Annotated in this window: 19 protein-coding genes and 1 pseudogene; 5 read left to right on the plus strand and 15 right to left on the minus strand. The window is 71.1% G+C overall.

The annotated features are described in order from the left end of the window. On the plus strand, positions 1-510 hold the full coding sequence (locus tag ATJ97_RS17590) for a pyridoxamine 5'-phosphate oxidase family protein (protein ID WP_098484850.1): 510 nt from the start codon (positions 1-3) through the stop codon (positions 508-510). Here the strand turns inward: ATJ97_RS17590 and ATJ97_RS17595 are convergent. Continuing rightward, positions 498-875, minus strand: coding sequence for an iron chaperone (locus tag ATJ97_RS17595; protein WP_098484851.1), 378 nt, complete (start codon positions 873-875; stop codon positions 498-500). The genes ATJ97_RS17590 and ATJ97_RS17595 overlap by 13 nt on opposite strands. A gap of 10 nt (positions 876-885) precedes the next feature. Continuing rightward, entirely contained in the window at positions 886-1,602 is a 717-nt protein-coding gene (locus tag ATJ97_RS17600; RefSeq protein ID WP_098484852.1) for an acetoacetate decarboxylase family protein, read from the minus strand. A 235-nt stretch (positions 1,603-1,837) separates the two neighbouring features. On the opposite strand from ATJ97_RS17600, the gene ATJ97_RS17605 reads away from it, so the two are divergent. The 3 genes from ATJ97_RS17605 (at position 1,838) to ATJ97_RS20125 (ending at position 5,929) form a co-directional block, all read left to right on the plus strand. Then, positions 1,838-2,275: a nitroreductase/quinone reductase family protein gene (locus ATJ97_RS17605; RefSeq protein WP_098484853.1), complete on the plus strand. Its 438-nt coding sequence runs from the start codon at positions 1,838-1,840 to the stop codon at positions 2,273-2,275. Between the two features lie 130 nt (positions 2,276-2,405). Next, positions 2,406-3,017: a hypothetical protein gene (locus tag ATJ97_RS17610; RefSeq protein ID WP_098484854.1), complete on the plus strand. Its 612-nt coding sequence runs from the start codon at positions 2,406-2,408 to the stop codon at positions 3,015-3,017. 275 nt (positions 3,018-3,292) lie between these two features. Beyond that, entirely contained in the window at positions 3,293-5,929 is a 2,637-nt protein-coding gene (locus ATJ97_RS20125; RefSeq protein ID WP_245862696.1) for an ABC transporter ATP-binding protein/permease, read from the plus strand. Positions 5,930-6,064: 135 nt separating this feature from the next. On the opposite strand, the gene ATJ97_RS17625 is transcribed toward ATJ97_RS20125, so the two are convergent. The 5 genes and pseudogenes from ATJ97_RS17625 to ATJ97_RS20510 form a co-directional block, all read right to left on the minus strand. After that, a complete protein-coding gene (locus ATJ97_RS17625) occupies positions 6,065-6,952 on the minus strand; it encodes an alpha/beta fold hydrolase (RefSeq protein ID WP_098484856.1) in 888 nt (295 codons plus the stop codon). A gap of 86 nt (positions 6,953-7,038) precedes the next feature. Then, positions 7,039-7,206 (minus strand): annotated as a pseudogene (locus tag ATJ97_RS20505) (ATP-binding cassette domain-containing protein); the annotation flags it as partial. Between the two features lie 304 nt (positions 7,207-7,510). Then, on the minus strand, positions 7,511-7,900 hold the full coding sequence (locus tag ATJ97_RS17635; RefSeq protein ID WP_143427067.1) for a hypothetical protein: 390 nt from the start codon (positions 7,898-7,900) through the stop codon (positions 7,511-7,513). A 64-nt stretch (positions 7,901-7,964) separates the two neighbouring features. Continuing rightward, the gene (locus ATJ97_RS17640) at positions 7,965-8,414 is read right to left on the minus strand and encodes a DUF6069 family protein (RefSeq protein WP_098484859.1); all 450 of its coding nucleotides are present in this window, start codon (positions 8,412-8,414) and stop codon (positions 7,965-7,967) included. Positions 8,415-8,948: 534 nt separating this feature from the next. After that, a complete protein-coding gene (locus tag ATJ97_RS20510) occupies positions 8,949-9,803 on the minus strand; it encodes an Ltp family lipoprotein (protein WP_098484860.1) in 855 nt (284 codons plus the stop codon). Between the two features lie 308 nt (positions 9,804-10,111). Between ATJ97_RS20510 and ATJ97_RS17650 the strand changes: the two genes are divergently transcribed. Beyond that, entirely contained in the window at positions 10,112-11,176 is a 1,065-nt protein-coding gene (locus ATJ97_RS17650) for a hypothetical protein (RefSeq protein ID WP_098484861.1), read from the plus strand. Positions 11,177-11,242: 66 nt separating this feature from the next. On the opposite strand, the gene ATJ97_RS17655 is transcribed toward ATJ97_RS17650, so the two are convergent. The 8 genes from ATJ97_RS17655 to ATJ97_RS17690 all read right to left on the minus strand — a co-directional run bounded on the left by ATJ97_RS17655 (position 11,243) and on the right by ATJ97_RS17690 (position 19,888). Continuing rightward, positions 11,243-11,974 (minus strand): SDR family oxidoreductase, encoded by a 732-nt coding sequence (locus tag ATJ97_RS17655; protein WP_170037559.1) that lies wholly within the window; start codon positions 11,972-11,974, stop codon positions 11,243-11,245. A gap of 47 nt (positions 11,975-12,021) precedes the next feature. Further along, complete coding sequence (locus ATJ97_RS17660) at positions 12,022-13,662, minus strand: fucose isomerase (protein ID WP_098484863.1); 1,641 nt, start codon at positions 13,660-13,662, stop codon at positions 12,022-12,024. Positions 13,663-13,706: 44 nt separating this feature from the next. Further along, positions 13,707-14,132: an RbsD/FucU family protein gene (locus ATJ97_RS17665; RefSeq protein WP_098484864.1), complete on the minus strand. Its 426-nt coding sequence runs from the start codon at positions 14,130-14,132 to the stop codon at positions 13,707-13,709. Between the two features lie 11 nt (positions 14,133-14,143). Continuing rightward, complete coding sequence (locus tag ATJ97_RS17670) at positions 14,144-14,809, minus strand: transaldolase family protein (protein ID WP_098484865.1); 666 nt, start codon at positions 14,807-14,809, stop codon at positions 14,144-14,146. Positions 14,810-14,816: 7 nt separating this feature from the next. After that, entirely contained in the window at positions 14,817-16,319 is a 1,503-nt protein-coding gene (locus ATJ97_RS17675) for a xylulokinase (RefSeq protein ID WP_143427068.1), read from the minus strand. After that, entirely contained in the window at positions 16,316-17,362 is a 1,047-nt protein-coding gene (locus ATJ97_RS17680; protein ID WP_098484867.1) for a LacI family DNA-binding transcriptional regulator, read from the minus strand. Before ATJ97_RS17680 ends, ATJ97_RS17675 begins: the two co-directional genes overlap by 4 nt. Then, a complete protein-coding gene (locus ATJ97_RS17685) occupies positions 17,359-18,807 on the minus strand; it encodes a rhamnulokinase (RefSeq protein WP_098484868.1) in 1,449 nt (482 codons plus the stop codon). Before ATJ97_RS17685 ends, ATJ97_RS17680 begins: the two co-directional genes overlap by 4 nt. Before the next feature lie 82 nt (positions 18,808-18,889). Next, positions 18,890-19,888 carry an ABC transporter substrate-binding protein gene (locus ATJ97_RS17690; RefSeq protein WP_098484869.1) on the minus strand — a complete coding sequence of 333 codons (999 nt, stop codon included), beginning with the start codon at positions 19,886-19,888 and terminating at the stop codon, positions 18,890-18,892. Positions 19,889-19,908 lie beyond the last annotated feature (20 nt).

Here is a 19,908-nt window from a genome sequence, read left to right on the forward strand (position 1 = left end):
GTGGAACCGCACGAGATCGCCGAGATCCTCAACCACCCGACCAGCCAGGAGCTGCTGGCCCGCGACCTGACCCGGCTCGGCTACGTCGCCAAGGACGGCACCCCGCGCGTCGTCCCGATCGCGTTCGTGTGGAACGGCGCGGAGATCGTCATGTGCACGACGAAGAACGCCCCGAAGCTCCCGGCCCTGCGCCGCAACCCCGCGGTCGCCCTGACGATCGACACCGAGATCCACCCGCCGAAGATCCTGCTGATCCGCGGCCGGGCCGACCTCGACGTCGTCGACGGCATCCCGGACGAGTACCTCCAGGCGAACGGCACCTACCAGATGACGGCGGAGCAGCGGGTCGAGTGGGAGGCCGAGGTCCGGTCGCTGTACGACGGCATGGTGCGGATCGTCGTGACGCCCACGTGGGCGAAGCTGATCGACTTCGAGACGACGCTGCCGAGCGCCGTCGAGGAGCTGATCCGGCAGCGGGAGGAGCGTCGGCGGGCGGATCAGGTGGGGTGACCGGCCAGCACGTCCTCCTCAGGACCGGCGATCTCGGACAGCCGCGCTCGAAGGAGGTGCTCGAGGACGTCGTCGGGAATCGGCTGCTCGGCGGCGAAGCGCACGGTGCCCTTCGACAACGAGTAGCCCTCGAGGTCCGCGCGCACGGCGTCGATCGCGGCGGGGGAGAAGGGGAAGAGCGAGAGGTGCTTCGCCGCCGCGACGACGCTGACGTACGGCCTGCCCGCGACCCGTAGGGCCGGCATCCCGTAGCTCGTGCCGTCCTCGGCGTCCGGCGCGAGCCGCCGGGCGACGTCGATCACGTGCTGGAGGGCCTCGCGTGAGGGCGAGGAGACCTCGGCGATGGCCTGGTCGACGATGCCCATGGCCTTCTGCTCAGCCGGGGCGGCCGGTGGCAGGGGTGAGCGCGAGGGTGGCTTCCTGCCAGAGCAGCCCGACGTGCCGCCCCGGCGGCATCCAGCTGGCCAGCTGGTGCTCGGAGTACGTGGAGACGTCCGCGAGGGCCGCTCTCGCCCGTCCCGAGATGGTCACCGAGGAGCGTGCCACGGTCCCGTCCGGCCACACCTGTGCCTGCCGGAGGTGGAGCGTCAGCGGAAAGGCCGGTCCGAGCGCCCGGGCTCGCGTGCGGATGCTCCAACCGGCTCCTGACGCCTCGAGCGCCTGCCCGCCCACCGGGTCACCGCTGAAGCGGGCCGTCGTCTTGGGGATGGCCCAGTTCGCCCGGCCGCCGCGCACGCTGCCCACGCTGTCGACAGCCATGAAGGGCAGGTGTGCGCCGGGGCGGGCGCCGACGCGCACGACCACCGCGGCGAACACCTCGGAGTAGGAGCCCACCGGTGTGTCGGTGTAACGCAGGTGGGCGCCGATGAGCAGACGCGGCGTCGCCGGCCGCAGGGGAGCCGGCAGCAGGGCGGCGGCGCGGACGCCGGCTCGCTGGAACCACATGACGCCGTGGAAGGTGCACCGCCAGGGCGCCGGTGGGACGTCCTCGGGGAGGGACGCCGTCGGAGGAAGCGTCGACTCCGGGGCTGCCGGGATGTTCGCCAGCTCGGACGACACCAGTGGAGGGAGAACCTGGACCACGTCGACCACGCTCCGTCTGTCGGGTCCTTCGAGTGTCGCCCGTGCTGAGAGGGGCCATCAAGTGCCGATCGATCCCCAGAACAGGGGTGGGGCACAGCGGGGTGCCGGTGAGAACGAGCGCCGCCGAGGCGGCCAGACCCCGGTCGCAGGCGCCGGCCCGCAGAGAGCCCGGTGCCCGCGACGCGCGGCGGGACCTCGTGCATGCGAACCTGTCTGCGCGTTCGGGACCGGACAGGAGCAGCCCATGCCGCACGATCTGACGCTCAAGGCGATGAACGCCGCCCACCGCGTGTGGATGGCGCTGGCGCCTGGGCGCGGCGGCTGGCACGTGGGAACGATGCCGGTGCTGGAGCTCACCACCAAGGGCCGGCGCAGCGGCAACCTGCACCGGGTGCTCCTCACCTCGCCCGTGCAGCTGGGCGGCACGTTCGTCGTCGTCGCCTCCCGCGGCGGGGACGACCGCCCGCCGGCCTGGCTGCTCAACCTCCAGGCCGACCCGCGGGTCCAGATCCGTCTGGGTGATGGCCCGCCTCGCCCGGCCCGCGCCCGTGTCGCGACGGCGGACCAGCGCGGAGAGCTGTGGCCCCGGGTGACGTCGGCGTACCGCGGCTACGCCCGCTACCAGTCCCGCACCACCCGCGAGATCCCGTTGGTGCTCGTCGAGCCGGAGGCGTCCGCCTGACCGAAGGGAGCCGGCGCAGGCGCTGCCACGGCGCCGTCTCTTCCATCGGCGAGTTCCGCGAGTTCCGAACTCGCACGGGCGGGACCTTCGTCCCGTTATGAGGGACAGCGGATGTGCAAGAACGGTCTGCATGCGGACCGTCCGGGCTGCTGTGGGACCTGCGGCGATCGGTGGTGCCATCGCTGTGGCGTACATCAGGCTGGTCCGACCGTGGCAGCTTGGTTGGGGAGCCACCGACCAAGAGCGAGCGCGGCCGCTGCCCGGCGACGACCTGGTCGAGAGCCCTACCCTCGACGCGACACGGGCGATCACGATCCGCGCGCGGCCGAGCGAGATCTGGCCGTGGCTCGCCCAGGTCGGGGTGAACCGCGCGGGCTGGTACTCCTACGACCTGCTCGACAACCTCGGCCGTCCCAGCGCCCGCGAGATCATCCCCGCGCTGCAGAACGTCAAGGTCGGCGACGTCATGCCCATGAGCCCGGACGGTAAGCACGGGATCCGGGTCCACGCCCTCGACCCGCCCTCCTCCATGATCTGGGGCACACGCGGTGACACGTCGTGGGCATGGGTCCTGCATCCGCTGCCTGACGGCACCACGCGGGTCGTCACAAGGGTTCGTTCCCGGTACCGCTGGCTCTCGCCGTCGATCGCCTTCTCGATGCTGCTGGAGTTCGCAGACATCTGGATGATGAGGCGGATGCTGCTGAACCTGCGCGAACGCGTGGAGGCGGCCGCTGGGTAGTCCGTGGCGCTTCGTACTCGGTTCCCGGAGGAGCCGGCGCCGGGACGCGTTCCCCGGGCGGGCACAGGTGCGGGCAGGGGGCCGGTCGAGGTCGAGGCCGGGGTTCGGGACCAAAGGTCCTGGCGCCGGCGGGCAGCCCGGCGTGATGGTAGAGGTGCGATCTCGGGTGCCCGGCGTCGGTGTCGGTGTGGGCCGGGTCCTGGTTGCGGCGCACGCCGTGGTTGCGGGTCCGGCGGGCCCGTCCCGCCGCAGAGGTTCACGTGGAGGTGGGCCTGGTGGATGCCGTGAGCGTCGAGGGCCTGCGCAAGACCTACGGTGAGGTCGTCGCCGTCGACGATCTGTCCTTCACCATCGCCCAGGGTGAGGTCTTCGCCGTCCTGGGCCCGAACGGGGCGGGGAAGACCACGACGGTGGAGATCCTCGAGGGGCACCGGCGGCGCACCGCCGGCCACGTCCAGGTGCTGGGGTTCGATCCCGAGACCGGCGGGCGGGACTACCGGGAGCGGATCGGGATCGTGCTGCAGGAGGCGGGGGTCGACGAGGACTTCACGCCCCGGGAGCTGGTCGGGCTCTATCGCGGCATGTATCCGCGCCGGTTGCCGGTCGAGGGCGTAATCGACCTGGTCGGGCTGGCCGACAAGGCCGACGCGAAGGTCAAGACCCTCTCGGGCGGGCAGAGGCGTCGGCTCGATCTGGCGCTGGGCCTGGTCGGGGACCCGGAGCTGCTGTTCCTCGACGAGCCGACCACGGGGTTCGACCCCTCCGCTCGACGCCGTGCCTGGGAGCTGGTGGAGAACCTGCGCGGGCTGGGCAAGACGGTGCTGCTGACCACCCACTACATGGACGAGGCCGAGCACCTCGCCGACCGGGTGGCGGTGGTGGTCGCCGGCCGCCTGGTGGCCCTGGGCACCCCGGCGGAGATCGGCGGCGAGTCGCGGACGTCGTCGACGATCGCGTTCCGGCTGCCCCCCGGGATTGCGGTCGCGGAGGTGCCCGACCTGGGTGCGTCGTTGCGGCCGCAGGGTGGGGACTGGCAGCTGCGGACCGCCGAGCCCACGGTGGCGCTCGAGCGCCTGATCGGGTGGGGCGCGCTCCCGCGCCGTCGTCCTGTCCGGGCTCAGCGTGGAGCGTCCCTCGCTGGAGGACGTCTACCTCGAGCTGATCGAGCAGGCCGGCACCGCGGCTGTCGAGCCCGAGCACGTGGGGGTGTCGTGATGTCTGCGCTGACCACCCGGCCTCCCCGGTCCGTCCCGCGCGGGACGGTGTCCGCCGCCCGCCCTACCGTGGTCGGGTTGCTCGTGGACCAGCTCGGCTACGCCGTGCGGGACCTGTGGCGCACCCGGATCGCGTTCATCTTCACGTTCCTGTTCCCCCTCGTCTTCCTCGTCGTGATCGGTGCACTGGTCGGCAACGGCACGATCAGCGCCGACTCCACGGTGTCGGTGATGCAGTTCGTGACCCCGTCGGCGGCGGTGATGGGGGCCCTGTACGGCTCATACCCGACGGTGGCTTCCTCGTTGGCGGACGCCCGTGAGCGCGGCGTCCTCAAGCGGGTGCACGGGACCCCGGTGCCCGGCTGGGTCTACCTCGCGGGGCGCATCGGCGCCGCGGTGCTGCTCGCGCTCGGCTCGCTGACGTTGATGCTGGTCGTCGGTGTCGTCGCCTACGACGTGCAGATCCAGTGGCAGACGATGCCGGCCACCGTGGTGACCGTGCTGGCCGCGGTGGCCTCCTTCGCCGCCGCCGGTGTGGCGGTCGCCGGCCTGGCGCGGTCGGGCTCGGTCGCGGAGGCGGCCTCGATCGCGACGGCGGTGCTGCTGTCCTGGATCTCCGGGGTGATGGGATACGGCGACATGCCGGCCTGGGCGGACCGGATCGCGCAGGTCTTCCCCCTCAAGCCGTTCAACGACGCCCTCGGTGAGCAGTTCGACCCGTTCGCCACGAGCAGCGGCTGGGACCTCGGCGCGCTCGCGGTGATCGGCGCGTGGACCGTCGGTGCCGTCGCGGTGGCTGAGGCGACCTTCCGGTGGGAGCCGGTCCCCGCCCGCGCGCACCGCGCGCACGCCGGCCCGGCCCAGGCCGCGACACAGGTGGCGCAGGGCCGTGCGGCCGCCACCCGGGTCGCGGTGCAGGCGGCGGCGACGGGCCGGCCCACCAGGCTGGCGCTGCTGGGCGACCAGGCCCGGTGGGGGACCCGGTCCGCTCTGCACGACACCGGCTGGGTGTTCTTCGCCATCGCGTTCCCCCTGGCCCAGTACCTGTTCACCGCCGCGGTCATGGGCGACGCCGCCGCGGGCACCGATGTCACGCCCCCGTTCGGGCTGCAGGCGGCCACCGGGATGATCGCCTGGGGCGCGATCGTCACCGCCATGGTGTTCGTGCCCGATGCCGTCGCCCGGGCTCGGGACCAGGGGATCCTCAAGCGCCTGGCCGGCACCCCGCTGCAGACCGGCACCTACTTCGCGGGCCGGTTCGTCTCCGCGCTGCTGCTCGTGCTGGCCACCGCGGTGCTGATCCTCCTCGCCGGGATGCTGTGGTTCGGCCTGGAGATCGCCTGGGGCGGGACCCCGCTGGCCGTCGCGGTGCTCGTCCTGGGCGTGGCGACCCTGGCCGCCTGCGGCCTGCTGCTCGCCTCCGTGCTGCCCAGCAGCAAGGCGGTCACCGCCGTCGGGCTCGGGCTGGCGATCCCCCTGGCGTTCTTCTCCGACGTGTTCGCCATCGGGGTTCTCCCGCCCTGGATGAGCACGGTCGGCTCGTTCTTCCCGCTCAAGCACCTCGCGAACTCGTTGTCCTACGCCCTCGACCCAGCCGGACCGACGATCAGCTGGGTGGCCGTCGCGGTGATGACCGCGTGGCTGGTGGTCACCGGTCTCCTCGCCGCAAGGCTCTTCCGCTGGAGCCCGCGCACCTGAGCACACAGTCGGGGCGCACCCGTCGAGGCGGCGGCCGACCAGCCGCGCAGCCGGTCTGTTCCGGGCGGGCGTCCGCCGTGGAAGCCGGGCTCTCGAGCGGCTCGGCCTCCTGCAGCCCTGATGCGGTGTCCCGGCCTACTCCGTCAGCTTGGCCAGGATGACGGGGAGCACCAGATCGAGCTCCTCGGTGAAGATCAGGTGCTCCGCGGCGTCGATCACGAGGAGTTCCTTGGCCGGGGCGTCGATCTTGTCGAACACCTCACGTGTGTAGGGCAGCGGGAAAAGCGGGTCCCCGGAGGCGGCGACGACCACCACGGGGCACCCGAGGGGAGTGGTGGCGTCCACGTCCAGCAGTCCGGCCACGAGGGCCAGCGGGTAGGTGCGCCGTCCGAGCGGGTCGGTGTAGAACCGGCTCAGGGTCTGCCGGTTCGCGGTGACGCGGCGGGTGTCGAGGTACAGGCCGATCGGCACGGGCAGACCGGGGACCATCCGGGCGAGCCCGCGAACGCCGGCTCGCAGGCCACGGTAGGCGGGAGCGAACCGGGACGGCAGGCGTGTCAGTCCAACCGTGGCCGAGAGGGACGGGTCGAGGATGTTGTGGGCGACGACGCGGTGAACCCTGTCCGAGCGGGCCGCCACCATCAGCGCGAGAACCCCGCCCTGGCTCGACCCGAGCACCACCACCGGGGCGTCGGGGAAGGCCGTGCGCATCCAGCCCAGGGCGTCGAGCGCGTTGCGCAGCAGGAGCTCAACCGTCGGACGGGCCCTGACGCTGGGACTCTTCCCGTGCCCGACCGGATGCAGGCCGACGACGGTGAGGCCGCCCCGGTTCAGGGCGTCCAGGAAGTCCTCGTAGAACAGCGGGTGCGTCATGGTGCCCGGCAGGAAGAGAACTGCCGGGCCGGTCGCCGGTCCGTCCCACACGGACAGGGCCACGGGGGCCCCGGACGACTCGATCAGCACCTCCCGGTAAGCAGTCGGCCGTTGGACCGCGTTGAGGGCCTTCTCCTGCGCGGTTCTCATCTGGCAGCTCCGTCCCTGGATGTCGAGGAAGGAGAGCGAGGCACCCTTGGCCGTACCCGCTCTCGGGGGTGGTCAGAGCTCCGTCCTAGGCGCATCAGCGTCGTCTTGCCCGCACCGTTCGGCCCCAGCAACCCGAAAAGTGATCCCTGAGGCACCTCGAGATCCAGCCCGTCCAGCGCGACGACCGACCCAAAGCGTTTCGTCAGCCCCCGGCACGTGACCGCCGACGCACCCACGACGTCAACCTCCTTCACGGACAGCTGCGTCCGCCCTGCACGGCCGAACGTGCCGCAGGTCTGCCCACGCCGGGACGGCCAGAGATGTCCGGATCGACGCAAGCGCGACGAGCACCGCCTTGTGCCCGGTCGTCAGCGCTTGCCAACGACGACGCTGCGCCATCACAGCCTCCCGATCCGAGACTTTCCCATCGTCGCAGCACCGGTCGTCCAGACAGAGGGTCCAACGGCCCATGCCGCGGCGAGGAGAAGCTCAAAGGTTCACCGCCGTCCGTCGGCGGTGATCACCACAGCGCCCAAGCGGCCTCCGCCGAAAAGCGACCTACTTCCGGGATCTCCCCAGCAGCCGCCCGAGGAAGCCGGGCTCCGGCGGTTCTTCCTCTTCCTCGTTCTCCGGGTCGTGGACGACGAGTCCGAGCTCGGTGGCCCGTGCGCAGACCTGCTCGACGACGTCGACGTCGAAGTCCCAGGAGAGGTTGAGCAGGAGATAGTGCGACTCGCGCCCCTCCGGCCCGGTGACCGGCTCGCCCAGCTCAGGGCTCCAGGGCTCGGCCATCTCGCCGAGCGCTGGCCAGCGCGTGAGGACCTCGCGTCTGAACTCGGCGACCGCCGGGTCGGGCGTGACGGTCGAGACGTCGTCGTCCAGAAGGCGAGCGTGAGTGTCGTCGGCGTCCGCCGTCGAGGCGCTCCAGAAGCACATGGTGTATCCCACCGGCGAATCATGATGCCGACGGTCCGTAACGGTCAACGGTTCGATGCGAGCAGGTTGGCGCTCTTCAGGCGGCGGCTGCCTCCCGGGCCCGCGTCCCGATCACGACATACGCCAGCGCCGTGAGCGCGTGCATGCTCGTGAGCAGCGCGCCAGTGACGGCGTCATGGGCGTTCATGAACACGAACGGCATGCTGACGGCGGCGAGGGTGACGCCCGCGACGGTCAGGACGGTCACCCACCGGCGGGAGCGACGGGCGACGAGCGCCAGCACGAGAGCGCCGACCGCGAGGGGTACCGCCGTCTTCCACGCGACGTCGCCCGGGATGACCAGGTGATTGGGTGCCCCGGCGCCCGGGTCCACCAGGAGCGTGGCGTCCGTCCACCGGCCGACGGCGTAGAGCCCGAGGTTCGCCGCGGTGGCCGCCGCGATGCTGATCGCGGTCAGCCAGGCGTACCGCCCGGGACGGTGGTCGGCCTGCGGTGAGGTACGGGCGTGAACGGTCGAGGTGGTCATGGTGTGGTCCTCCGAGATGGATCCGTCATGGTTCGGCATCTCTAGGACGAGACAGACGACCAGGTTGTGACATCAGGACGACCACCGTCGGCGTCGGAGTCGACAGAAAAGCGCCGCCGGGTAGGCGTGCTCCACAAGCCTGGCGGGGCCCGCGGTGCGGTGCACCGGCTGGCGGGGCAGAGTGCTGCCCCTGCCCGGAGGGAAACGCGCTGTCGGGGACAGGCGCGACGGTTCCGCGTCAGCCCGACGTGACACACACCGGACCGCCGGCCGCACGTAGGAGGCGGGCCGAACGCGGGCACGTGCGTAATCAGCTCCGGCGGCTCGTGCACCTCGAACGGGACACCGAGCTGGGCCACCTATCTAGTTCGCCGCCAGCTCGTCGACCGAATCTGCGCCGGCGGAGCACTCACATGTCCACGGGAGGGATAGCCGACCGAGACGCCGTAGAACCAGGCGACCTTGTGCAGCTCGTCCGGCCTGCGGCCCGCGGACCGCCCGGACCCGCTGACCGTCTTACGAGTCGCCAACGGGCTACAGACCCGTCTGGTCCACCCCGTAGGTGGCCTGCTCGGGTGTGAAGCCCTCGAAGATGAGCTGTTCGATCAAGCCGCTGCGCGAGAACGAGGTGAAGTCGAGGTACTGCGCGGCCGACTTGGCCGCCTGCTCGTTCCAGTCGACCGTCAGGTGGTCAACACCCCAGGTGGCGTCCTCGGTCGAGAAACCCTCGAACTCGAGCTGACCGATCAGGCCGGAGCGTGAGAAGGCGGTGAAGGCGAGGTAGTCCTCGGCGGAACGCTTGGCGTTCTGCTGCGCGACCGTCCCTGCCGCAGCCGCCTCTTCCGCGGCCTTCTTGGCGGCTTCCTCCTCCGCAGCCTTCCGTGCGGCCTCCTCCTCGGCGGCCTTCTTGGCGGCTTCCTCTTCTGCCGCCTTCTTCGCCGCTTCTTCCTCGGCGGCTTGCTTCGAGGCCTCCTCGGCAGCGACCCGTTCGGCCTCGGCCTTGGACGCCTCCTCGGCGGCCGCGTCCTTGGTGGATGCTGCGGTCGCCTCGACGTTGGTAGGGGCCGCGATCGGCTCGCCCTCGTCACCGCCGGCGACGGCGCCGATGATGCCGAAGAAGAACAGCAGGCCGACGACCCCGCCCGGTAGGAGGAAGCGCTTCTTCTTGAACCAGGGCCGGGGTGGTCTGCCGGGCTGCCCGGGCGGCGGCACCGACGGGGGCTGGCCCCACGGCTGCCCGGCGGGCGGCTGCTGACCGGTGTTCGGGCCCCACGGCTGCCCGGCAGGCGGCTGCTGACCGGTGTTCGGGCCCCACGGCTGCCCGGCGGGCGGCTGCTCACCGGTGTTCGGGCCCCACGGCTGGCCGGGCGGAGGCGGGTACTGCGTCATGACATGCTCCTTTGTCGCGATGCGCGGGGTGTCGTCGGCTGGCCGACGTCGAGGCTGCATCCGGAGCCGCGGTGCCTCTCGGGTGTGGCCGTGGTGCTGAAGGTTTCGATTCACGGACGACTTCGTCCACTACACCCTTGATATCGCACCGTCACCGTCCGTGTGGGTGAAAACGGAATGCAACTTCGGTCCCCGGGCTCCGGGTTTCGATCCCCTCGTCGCTGACTCCCTCGGGCGGGGGAGCGGAACGTGGGCGGACCACCGTGACGGGTGATCCGCTCGCGCCCGCGGCCGACAACTGTGGAGGTATGAGACACGCAACCTTTGCCACCGCGTACTGGACCCTCGCCGCCGGCGCCGGGCTGCTGCTCGCCGCGACCGGCACCGACCTCGCGCTCGCCGAGCGTCTGCCCACCCCGACGGCGGCGCTCGCCGGGCTCCTGCCGCTGCCCGTCTTCCTCGTCCTGGCCGCGGCGCTGGCCGCCGTGCTCGCCGGGACGGCCGGGCGGTTCGCCACGGACCGTCGCACCGGCGGCGGCGGAACCGGCCGGTCGCGATCGGGCGTTGGCCTGGTGGTCGCTGGAGCCGTCGCAAGCGGGGTCCTCGTCCTGCTCACGCTGACCGCCGGTCTCCTGGCGCTCGTCGGGTACCTGCCCCTCGCCGTGGTCATGGCGCCCTTCCACGAAGGCATGCGCGACTCGCTCGTGCGCACGGTCGACGCCAGTCTGGTCGTCCAGCTCATCGTGGTCGTCGGCGTGCTGCTGTGGGGCGCGGCCGCTCGCGAGCACCTGCGGCGCCACCCCGTACCTGTGCCGGCGTGGGCGCGGCCCGACGCCGCGGCTCGGTGGGGGAGGTGGGCCGTGGCGGTCGCCGTCGTGCCGCCGCTGGCGTACGCGCTCACCCGGTTCGTCTGGATGTTCTACCCGCTGGGGTTCGACCGGGAGTTCTGGGAGACGTCGCGGGTTGAAGGCGGTCTTCTGGCGGGCGTCTGGCTCGGCGCGTTCGCCGTCCTGGGGGCCATCCTCACGATCGGGCTCGTCCAGCGCTGGGGCGAGATCGTGCCCGCCTGGGTGCCGGTCATCAGTGGTCGCCGGGTGCCGCCCGCGGCCGCCGTTGTCCCCGCCACGTTCGTCTCCATCGTCGTCACCCCCGCGGGCATCTCCATGTTCCGCCAGGCGATGGACGGTGACATGGCCACCGAGATCATCGAGAACTGGGCGGCTGCCGGACCGACGTTCTTGTGGCCCGTGTGGGGGCTGGCTCTCGGTGCCGCCACGCTGGCGTACGCACTGCGGCGCCGTGGCGAGCCTGGATCCGGCCCGTCCAGGCGCCGCGGTAGCGGTGACGCCGCGAGCCCAGATGCTGGACTCTGAAGGCGACGATGCCGGCGGTCGGACCGGAAAGGGTAGGCCGCCGGCATCCGTTGTAAGCCCTGGGGCTCAGCCCCAGATCGCCTCACTCATGGGGCGCAACGCCACCTCGTAGACACGCATGTTCCTCGGCCGCGTGACGGTGTAGACGGCGAGATCGGCGACGTCGTCGGCGGACATCATGGCCTGCACGGTGGGGTCGTCGTGCGAACGTCCCCGGTCGTCGCCCACAGCGAACTCTGTGTGCACCCCGCCGGGGCAGAGGATGCTCACCCGGATGCCCTTGTCCCGCAGCTCGCCGTCGAGGGCCCGGGACAGGCCCACCTGGCCGAACTTCGAGGCGCAGTACACCGCCTCCCCGGGGAAGCCGCGGCGGCCCGCCTCGCTCGCGAGGCTGACGAGGTCACCTGGCTTGCCCGAGGCGATCATCATCGGCAGGACCGCGTCGTACAGGTAGATGGTGCCGAGGAGGTTCGTGGCGATCATCTCCTGGCTTCGCTCGATGGGCGTGTCCACGAAGTCGGCGTAGTGGCCCACGCCCGCGTTGGCCACCGCAATCGACGGCACCCCAAGCTCGTCGCGGCACCGGTCGACCGCCGCGACCACGTCGTGGTGGTTCGCAACGTCGCAGGAGATGCCCAAGGCCCCCGGCACGCCCTCGGTGCTGCCCGAGCGCGAGAGCATCGCGACCTTCGCACCTGCGTCGGAAAGGCGGCGGGACAGCGACAGCCCGATCCCCTTGCTCGCCCCGGTCACGACGGCGACCCGACCTTCGAGGCTCGTCTCCGTACTCATGTTCATCGTCTCTCCTTCAGGAGTTGTCATGGCGTCCGCACGATCACCGGCCATCAGAGGTCCACCTCGCCGCAGAGGTGCACCTTCACGCCGAGGGCCTCGAACATCGCTGCCTTGGCGGTGAGTGCCTTCAGGGCGGTCTCCTCGTCGGGCACGTAGACAACGAGGTTGTGGTTCGACTTGTGGCGTGCCATGAACTGGTCACGAGTGATGCCTCGCAGCACCACGTGGGAGATGGGCCACTCCGGGTTGGTGAGGTTGGACCGCCGCTCGGTCTCCTCCTCCGGCAGCGCGACGACGTCGGCGATTCCCATGTCGACGTGCAGCTCGCCGTCCTCGATGAAGACGCGGGACCACACGTTGATGCCCGGCTTCGCAACGCCCTTGAGGGTTGCGCCGCCCTTGGGGAAGAACACCGGGTCCTGACGCCACGCCTCCGCGGAGGCGTACCCGTTCGGCAGGTGCGATGCCGGCACGGAGCCGGAGATCTCGTAGACCCAGACGAACTCGCCCTCGTACTCGTCACCCCAGCGGATGTCGTGCAACGTGTTTGCCGGGTCGAGCCCCATCGCGTTGAAGACGCGGTTCGTCACCAGCGAGTCCACCCCGACGCCCTCGTCCACCTCGTTGAAGCACGGCAGCGCCTGGCCCTCGTAGAGGACGCGGGAGCCGTCCCGGCTCGTCACCTCGGGCCGCTCCACGTTGTTGAGCAGGCCCTCGACGAGGTCGGATGCGGGGGACAGGTTCTTCAGGCCCTGCTGGTACTGGATACCGATGGCGTCCAGCCCGAAGTCGTCGGCGAGCCGCAGAGCCGCGATGTACATCTTGTACTGCCAGGTGAGCTGCTCCTCGGTGAGCTCGGTGGCGTCGTCGGTGCCCAGCTTGAAGGTCATCCCGCGGTCGCGGAGCCACTGCCCGACGGCCGCGGCCTCCTCGTCCGGGACCGTCAGCATCTGGGCCCAGAGCTCGGACTGGGAGAGGCGCTCCTTGTACATGCCCATCGGGTTGAGGAGCTCGTCGTCGATGATGGCGTTGTACATGCCCATGCAGCCCTCGTCGAAGACGCCGAGGATCGCCTTGTCGTTCTTCAGCTGCTTGGCCAGCGCAACACCGAGGCGCTTCTCCTCCGACTCGGGGAGCTGCGGCAGTGCTCGCACGTGCGAGGCGTCGTGCTCCACCTTGCCAGTTCGCAGCCAGCTGCGGATGCCGTCGCGGAACCACTCGTCGGTGCCGTCGACAGACCAGATGGTCGAGTAGGGGATGTCCGCCTTCGTCAGAGAGGCGTTGAGGTTGGCCAGGCCGACCAGGCCCGGCCAGTCGGGAGCGAAGTTCGCGACGGTGAGCACAGGCCCCTCGTGGTCGCGCAGTCCGGGCAGGACGTGGTGGGAGTACTGCCAGGTGCAGATGACGACGACGAGCGGCGCCTCCTTGGGGATGTGTCGGAACACCTCCATGCCCTCGGCCTGCGTCGTCACGAAACCGTGCCCCTTCTCGGGGTCGACGTCGAACGCGCGGGTGACGCTCCAGCCCTCCTCCGCAAGGACATCGGTGATGACCTGCTCGAAGGCCTTCTGCGTGGGCCAGCCGGCGATGTTGGCGGGCTCGCGCAGATCACCGCCGGTGGTGAGGTAGACGGTGTTCGCCTCCAGCGCCGGCCGCGGGGCGAGCGTGGGGAAGGTGTACGTCGTTGTCATGGGTGATCTCCTGTGGTTCTGCTGGTGGTCGATGGGGTGGGGTGTCAGTCGTTCGGGCCGCGCACCCCGACGGTGAGGAGGATGTTGGCGTAGAGCCGCTGGTCGCCCGTGGCGACGACGACGGCGAGGTCTCGCTCCCGGCACAGGTCGTAGAACTCGAACCGGCCGATCTGGCGCCACGGTGTCTCGTCGCCGAGGGTGGTGCGGTAGTCCTGGTGCGCCTCGACCGGCTCGCCGCCGTCGGGAACCATGACCGTGGCGAGCTCGATGGGGACGGTGGTGCGCAGGCGCTCGAGCACCTGGGTGACCGTGAGCGTTCCCGGCGCGAGGTTGAGGTAGACCCGCTCGGCCTCCGGGCGGGCACCGGTGGCAACCGGGTAGTTGCCGTCCGCGATGAGGACGGTCGACCCGTGACCTGCCGCCGCAAGGGCGCCGATGAGCTGGGGGTGGGTGAGCTGTCCGTACAGCATTGCCTTGCCTCTCAGATGTGCTGCGCGACGACGTCGCGCATGTGGGCCTCGAAGACGTCCATGGCGGCGTCGGTGAGCTCGTCCGCGACGAGTTCGCGCCACCGCGCCGGGCTGATGGTGAAACCGTCGACGCCGGCCTCGGCCATGTCGGCCACGTCCGCGGCGGACCGGATGGAGGCGACGAGCAGCCGGGTGGAGCTGCCGGCGGCGTCGAGCACGCGCTGCATGCCGATCGTCTGGGTGACGCCGTCGCGGCCGTTGTCGCTCATGCGGCCTACGTACGGGGCCACCCAGTCGGCGCCGGACTGGATCGCCGGGAGGATCTGCTCACGCTTGTACACGCCGGTGAGCAGGGTGGGGACCTGCTCAGCCTTGAGCCGGCGGACCAGGGCCAGGCCGGCGACGCCGACCGGTACCTTGATCCCGACCTCGCCGCACCGCTCGCGCAGCAGTGCGGCGTGCTCGGCGAGCTCGTCCGGGGTAGACCCCCAGGTCTGGGCGAAGACCGTGCGTGCCCCGGCGCTGCGGAGCGTCTCGACGAGGTCCGGCAGGGTGTCGAGCGTGACCCCGGCCTGACGCAGCAGGGTGGGGTTGGTGGTGACGCCGGAGAACAGTCCGGTCTCCAGGAGCGGGAGGACGTCCTCCTGCACGGCGCTGTCGATGAAGATGTCGAGCATAGGTCCCTCAGATCGTCTCGGAGTGACGCCGCCGGGCGACGTCGCGGAAGAAGGGCAGCAGGACGGCCTGCAGGCGGTCGAACTCCGCGCGCCGCTCGGCCGCCCACGACGGCGGACGGCGGGGCTCGACGGTGTCCGACTCGGCCACGAGTCCCCGGGCGGCGGTGAAGTCGGGTAGGACGCCCAGGCCCACGAGGCCGGTCACCGCGGCACCGAGGCTGTTCGCCTCCGAGGTCACTGACACGCGGGTGACCGGCGCCCCGAGCACGTCGGCGATGGTGGCGAGCCATGGGTGGGAGCGGGCGCCGCCGCCGATCGCCCGTACCCGGCCGTGGGGCGAGGCCGCGCTCACCGCGTCGTAGCAGGCGGCGAGGTTGAACGCGACGCCCTCGAGGACGGCGCGGGCGAGGTCCCCGGGGCCGTGGTGCGCGGCGAGACCGACAAAGGCTCCCCGTACATCTCGGTCCCAGAGCGGGGCGCGTTCGCCCATGAGGTACGGCAGGTAGTACAGCCCCAGGTCCGCAGCCGAGCCGGGGGAGACGGAGGCGAGCGCGTCCTCCACGGTGGTGCCGGCGACGTCGCGGGCGTACCAGGCGAGGCTGGCGCCGGCGGCCTGCATGGTGGCCGTGGGGGCGTAGCCGGGCCCGGTGACGTGGCGGAATGTCACGCTGCGCCGTTGCGGGTCGAGCAGCGGGGCGTCGGAGGCTGTGGCGGCCCACGCCGAGGTGCCCAGGCACATATAGGGGCTGTCCGACTCGTCCAGCGAGGCGGCCCCCACCGAGGCAATCGGGCCGTCGCCGCCGCCGAGGACCACCGGCGTGCCGGCCGGCAGGCCTACCAGCGTTGCCGCGTCGGCAGTGAGACGGCCCACGGTCGACGTGGAAGGGCGGATCTCCGGCATGAGGCGCCGGGGCAGCCCGAGCTCATCGAGCAGCTCGGTCCACCACCGGTCCTCGGTGAGGACCATCATGAGCGTCCCAGAGGCGTCCGACGGGTCGGTCGCGACTGCCCCGGTGAGGGTGGCGGCGACGAAGTCCTTCGCCTGCACGACCGACGTGGCGCGGTCGAGGCGTTCGGGCTCGTGGCGGGCGACCCACAGGAGCTTGGGGAGCGTGTAGGAACTCGTGAGCGGGTGCCCGGTGGTCCGGTATACCTCTTCCGGGGAGACACGGGCGGCGATCTCGCCCACCTCGCGGTCCGCGCGCTGGTCGGACCAGAGCATCGCCGGCCCAAGCGGCTGGAGGTCGGGGCCGACGAGGACCAGCCCCTGCATGTGCCCCGAGAGCACGACCCCCGCCACCGCCGACGGTGCCGTGCCGGTCTTCGCCAGCAGTCCGCGCGAGGCGCGGCCGACGGCGTCGACCCACGCTGCGGGATCCTGCTCGGACACCCCACCGTCGCCGTGGCGCGTGGCGTAGGGGACGGTGACGGAGTCGAGAATGCGCCCCGTCTCGTCGTGGAGAGACGCCTTGTCGCCGCTTGTGCCGAGATCGTGCGCGACGATCCTCATCGGGTCCACCCACTCTCGGTGCTGCCCCGCACGATCAACGGTGCAGGAACGCGGATGTTCTGCCCGTCCCCGCCGCGCATCATCTCGTCCAGTTGCGCGATGGCCGTCAGGCCCAGCAGCTGGAAGTCCTGGCGGACAGTGGTGAGGGTCGGGCGGAAGTAGGCCGATTCCGGCAGGTCGTCGAACCCGACGACCTTCACGTCCTCGGGGACGCGCACGTCGTGCTCGTGGAGCGCGCTCATCACGCCGAGCGCCACGGCATCGTTTGACGCCACGATGGCGTCGGGAAGGTCGCCGCGGTTCAGTCCGGCGGCCACCTGGTATCCCGTGGACGCCTCCCAGGACTCGCCGGGAAGGATTGTGCCTTCGAGCCCGCGCAGTCGAACGCGTTGCGTGAAAGCGGCGGCACGCAGACGGGCGTCGGACCAGCGCGGGTCACCCGAGAGGTGAGCGATCCGGCGGCAGCCGAGGTCGGCGAGATGGTCGACGATCTGATTCATGGCGTGATCGTGGTCGATCGCCACCGTGGTGATGTGTCTCTCGGTGGACCGAGCCGTGGTGAGGATGACGGTAGGCATCCGGCCCCAGACGTCGCCGACCTGGTCGAGCACGTCGTGGGTGGGCCCCAGCACGACCATCCCGCCCACGCTGCTGCCCAGGATCCGGTCGACCGCGTCGCGCATGCTGGTGGCGTCACCGGTCGACACGTGGGTCGAGACGGTGAGCACCCCGCGCTCGCGGGCGGCGTCCTCGACCGCCAGCACCGAGCTACCCAGGCCGTGGCGCATCTCGCCCACGACGACAACGCCGACCGTGCGATTGATCTTGGTCGCCAGCGATCGCGCGAGCACGTTCGGCCGGTAGCCGAGCTCCTGCACCGCGGCAAGGACGCGGGCGGCGGTCTCCTCGGTGACGGTGCCGGTAGCGTTGACCACCCGGCTCACCGTCTGCAGGGAGACGCCGGCGCGTGCCGCGACGTCCTTCATCCGCACGCTCGGCGGGTTGTGACCACCGAGGCTGGCGGAGGTCCTGGCGGTGGTCATGACAACCTTTCAAGGTTGGGAGGAGCGAGCCCGGCGAGTGCGCTCGCGCGCGGCTCGTAGAGCCGCACGTCGAACGAGGCGTCGACGATGGCGCTGCGGTCGTTCGGTCCGATCTCGCCGAGGGTCTCGAGCTGCGCGAGAAGCGAGCCCACACTGGTCGCCTCCGCGGCTCCCGCGGCGACCGGGAGACCGCACGCGTCCGCGGTGAGCTGGTTGAGCAGGTCGTTGCGCGTGCCGCCGCCGACCGCGACGACGCACGAGGGGTTGGCCCCGGTAAGGTTCGCAAGCTGCCGGACCGTCCCGGCGTAGCTGACGGCGAGGGAATCGAGGACCACGCGGGCAACTTCGCCCGGACTCTCCGGCACGCGTCCCCCGTTCCGTCGGACGGCGTCGCGGACGCGGGCGGGCATGTCGCCGGGGGTCTGGAACACAGGGTCGTCGGGGTCGAGGAGGGCGGTGGCGCCGGGAGCGTTCACGGCGTCGCGAGTGAGTCCGGCCCATGTCGTAGGGACGCCCTCACGGGTCCACTGGCGGACGCACTCCTGGAGGATCCACAGTCCCGTGAGGTTCCGCAGCAGCCGGATACCGCCTTCGGTGCGGACCTCGTTGGAGAACCCGGCTGCGCGGACGGCGTCGTCAAGGAGCGGCCGGTCGGTCTCGACGCCGAGCAGTGACCAGCTCCCGGAGGAGAGGAACACCCGCGGCCCGGGCGCGCTGGGCAGCGCGTGCACGGCGCAGGCGGTGTCGTGGCTGCCGGCCCGGATAACCGGCACGTCGGAGGATCCGGCGAAGTGGCCGGCGACCTGCCGCTCGGGGGCGATGTCGCCGAACCACTCGGTGGGGATGGCGAGCTCGCGGAGCAGGTCGTCCGCCCAGCGGCCTCCGCCGGGCTCGGCGAGGCCGCTGGTGGAGCAGATCGCCCGGCTCCAGCCCGGCTCGGCGCCGAGCCGGTGTGCGACGTAGTCCGGAACCATGAGGACTCGGGCGACGTCGTCACGTTCGGCGGGAGCGAGCTGGCGCAGGGTGGCCACGAGCTGGTGCGAGGTGTTGATGGGATCTGGCTGGATGCCGGTGCGGGACCACAGACCCTGCGCTGTGAGTCCCCGGCGTGCCAGCTCGTCCGGGATGCCCCGGGTGCGGGCGTCCCGGTAGCTGGCGGGATGGGCAACGGCGTGGCCCGACGCGTCGACGAGCACGTGGTCGACGCCCCACGAGTCGACCGCGACGCTACTCATGCCCTCGTCCGCCACGGCGGACAGCACAGCGCGCGTGCGCTCGACCAGCTCGTGCAGCGGCCACACGAGCCGGCCGGCGACGGTGCGCGCCTCGTTGGGGAAGCGTGCCACCTCGGACAGCGTCAGGCGTGCGCCGTCGAAGCTGCCGGCAGTGACCCGCACCGAGCTGGACCCCATGTCCACGGCCACAGGCGTTGCTGAGCTGTTCATCCGAGACGACCTCCCTTCCGGTTAGTTGTTGGCACCGTCGCCGGCCTGTCGACCTGGCGTTGCTAGAGCTGGAGACCCTGCGTCACTCGTAGAGCGAGCGGGCGATCTCCTCGTCCTCCAGGTTGGTGGCGTCGTAGAAGTAGAAGCCGGTGTCGACGAGCTCCTCGACCTCTTCGCCGTCGATCGCGGCGAGAGCGGCCTCCACGGTGCGGTAGCCGATGTTGTACGGGTCCTGCGTGATGGCGCCGTCCAGGCGGCCGTCCTTGATGGCGTCGATCTGTCCCTTGCCGGAGTCGAAGCCGATGGCCGTCAGGCCGTCCTTGCGCCCGAGCTCGTCGATCGCGGTGATCATGCCGATCGCCGAGGCCTCGTTGGTGGCGAAGATGCCCTTGAGGTCGGGGTTGGCCTGGAGGAAGGCGTTGGTGACGTTGGTGGCCTTGAGGACGTCGGAGTTCGTGTACTGGATGTCCACGATCTCCATGTCGGAGTTCTGCTCGATGTAGTCCACGAAGCCGTCGCGGCGCTGGGTGCCGGTGAGGGACGTCTGGTCGTGGGCGACGACGGCGACCTTGCCCGTGCCGCCAGCCAGCTCGACCATGTGCTTCGCGGCCTCGGCGGCGGCGGCGTAGTTGTCGGTGGCCACCGTCGTCACCGGGATCTCGGACTCGACGCCGGAGTCGAACGCAACGATCGGGATACCGTCGGCGTCCGCCTGCTCGATGAGCGGGATCGAAGCCTCGGAGTCGAGGGCGGCGAAGCCGATGGCGTCCGGGTTGCCGTTCATGGCGGTCTGGAGCTGCTGGATCTGCTGCTCGACGTCGGACTCGGTGTCCGGGCCGTCGAAAGTGATCCGGGCGCCGAGCTCGTCCGCGGCGGCCTCCGCGCCCTCGCGGACGCTGACCCAGAACTGCTGGGAGAAGCCCTTGGACACGATCGCGACGTACGGCCCGGAACCGCCCTCGGGCGAGGCTCCGTCGGCCGCGTCGGTGGACGCGTCGCCGCGGCCGCACGCGGTGAGCGTGAGCGCCGAGACGGCGAGGATGCTCACGGCCCCGAGGACGCGCTTCTTGATGGTTTTCATGCTGACTCCTGTGTCATTTT

Source organism: Georgenia soli (assembly GCF_002563695.1).
Classification (GTDB): Bacteria; Actinomycetota; Actinomycetes; order Actinomycetales; family Actinomycetaceae; genus Georgenia; species Georgenia soli.

What these genes read in the sequence shown, in the direction of transcription:
- ATJ97_RS17595 (WP_098484851.1), bottom strand. Translation starts at nt 875, where the DNA reads ATGGGCATCGTCGACCAGGCCATCGCCGAGGTCTCCTCGCCCTCACGC.
- ATJ97_RS17605 (WP_098484853.1), top strand. Translation starts at nt 1,838, where the DNA reads ATGCCGCACGATCTGACGCTCAAGGCGATGAACGCCGCCCACCGCGTG.
- ATJ97_RS17610 (WP_098484854.1), top strand. Translation starts at nt 2,406, where the DNA reads ATGCGGACCGTCCGGGCTGCTGTGGGACCTGCGGCGATCGGTGGTGCC.
- ATJ97_RS17625 (WP_098484856.1), bottom strand. Translation starts at nt 6,952, where the DNA reads ATGAGAACCGCGCAGGAGAAGGCCCTCAACGCGGTCCAACGGCCGACT.
- ATJ97_RS17640 (WP_098484859.1), bottom strand. Translation starts at nt 8,414, where the DNA reads ATGACCACCTCGACCGTTCACGCCCGTACCTCACCGCAGGCCGACCAC.
- ATJ97_RS20510 (WP_098484860.1), bottom strand. Translation starts at nt 9,803, where the DNA reads ATGACGCAGTACCCGCCTCCGCCCGGCCAGCCGTGGGGCCCGAACACC.
- ATJ97_RS17650 (WP_098484861.1), top strand. Translation starts at nt 10,112, where the DNA reads ATGAGACACGCAACCTTTGCCACCGCGTACTGGACCCTCGCCGCCGGC.
- ATJ97_RS17655 (WP_170037559.1), bottom strand. Translation starts at nt 11,974, where the DNA reads ATGAACATGAGTACGGAGACGAGCCTCGAAGGTCGGGTCGCCGTCGTG.
- ATJ97_RS17660 (WP_098484863.1), bottom strand. Translation starts at nt 13,662, where the DNA reads ATGACAACGACGTACACCTTCCCCACGCTCGCCCCGCGGCCGGCGCTG.
- ATJ97_RS17665 (WP_098484864.1), bottom strand. Translation starts at nt 14,132, where the DNA reads ATGCTGTACGGACAGCTCACCCACCCCCAGCTCATCGGCGCCCTTGCG.
- ATJ97_RS17670 (WP_098484865.1), bottom strand. Translation starts at nt 14,809, where the DNA reads ATGCTCGACATCTTCATCGACAGCGCCGTGCAGGAGGACGTCCTCCCG.
- ATJ97_RS17675 (WP_143427068.1), bottom strand. Translation starts at nt 16,319, where the DNA reads ATGAGGATCGTCGCGCACGATCTCGGCACAAGCGGCGACAAGGCGTCT.
- ATJ97_RS17680 (WP_098484867.1), bottom strand. Translation starts at nt 17,362, where the DNA reads ATGACCACCGCCAGGACCTCCGCCAGCCTCGGTGGTCACAACCCGCCG.
- ATJ97_RS17685 (WP_098484868.1), bottom strand. Translation starts at nt 18,807, where the DNA reads ATGAACAGCTCAGCAACGCCTGTGGCCGTGGACATGGGGTCCAGCTCG.
- ATJ97_RS17690 (WP_098484869.1), bottom strand. Translation starts at nt 19,888, where the DNA reads ATGAAAACCATCAAGAAGCGCGTCCTCGGGGCCGTGAGCATCCTCGCC.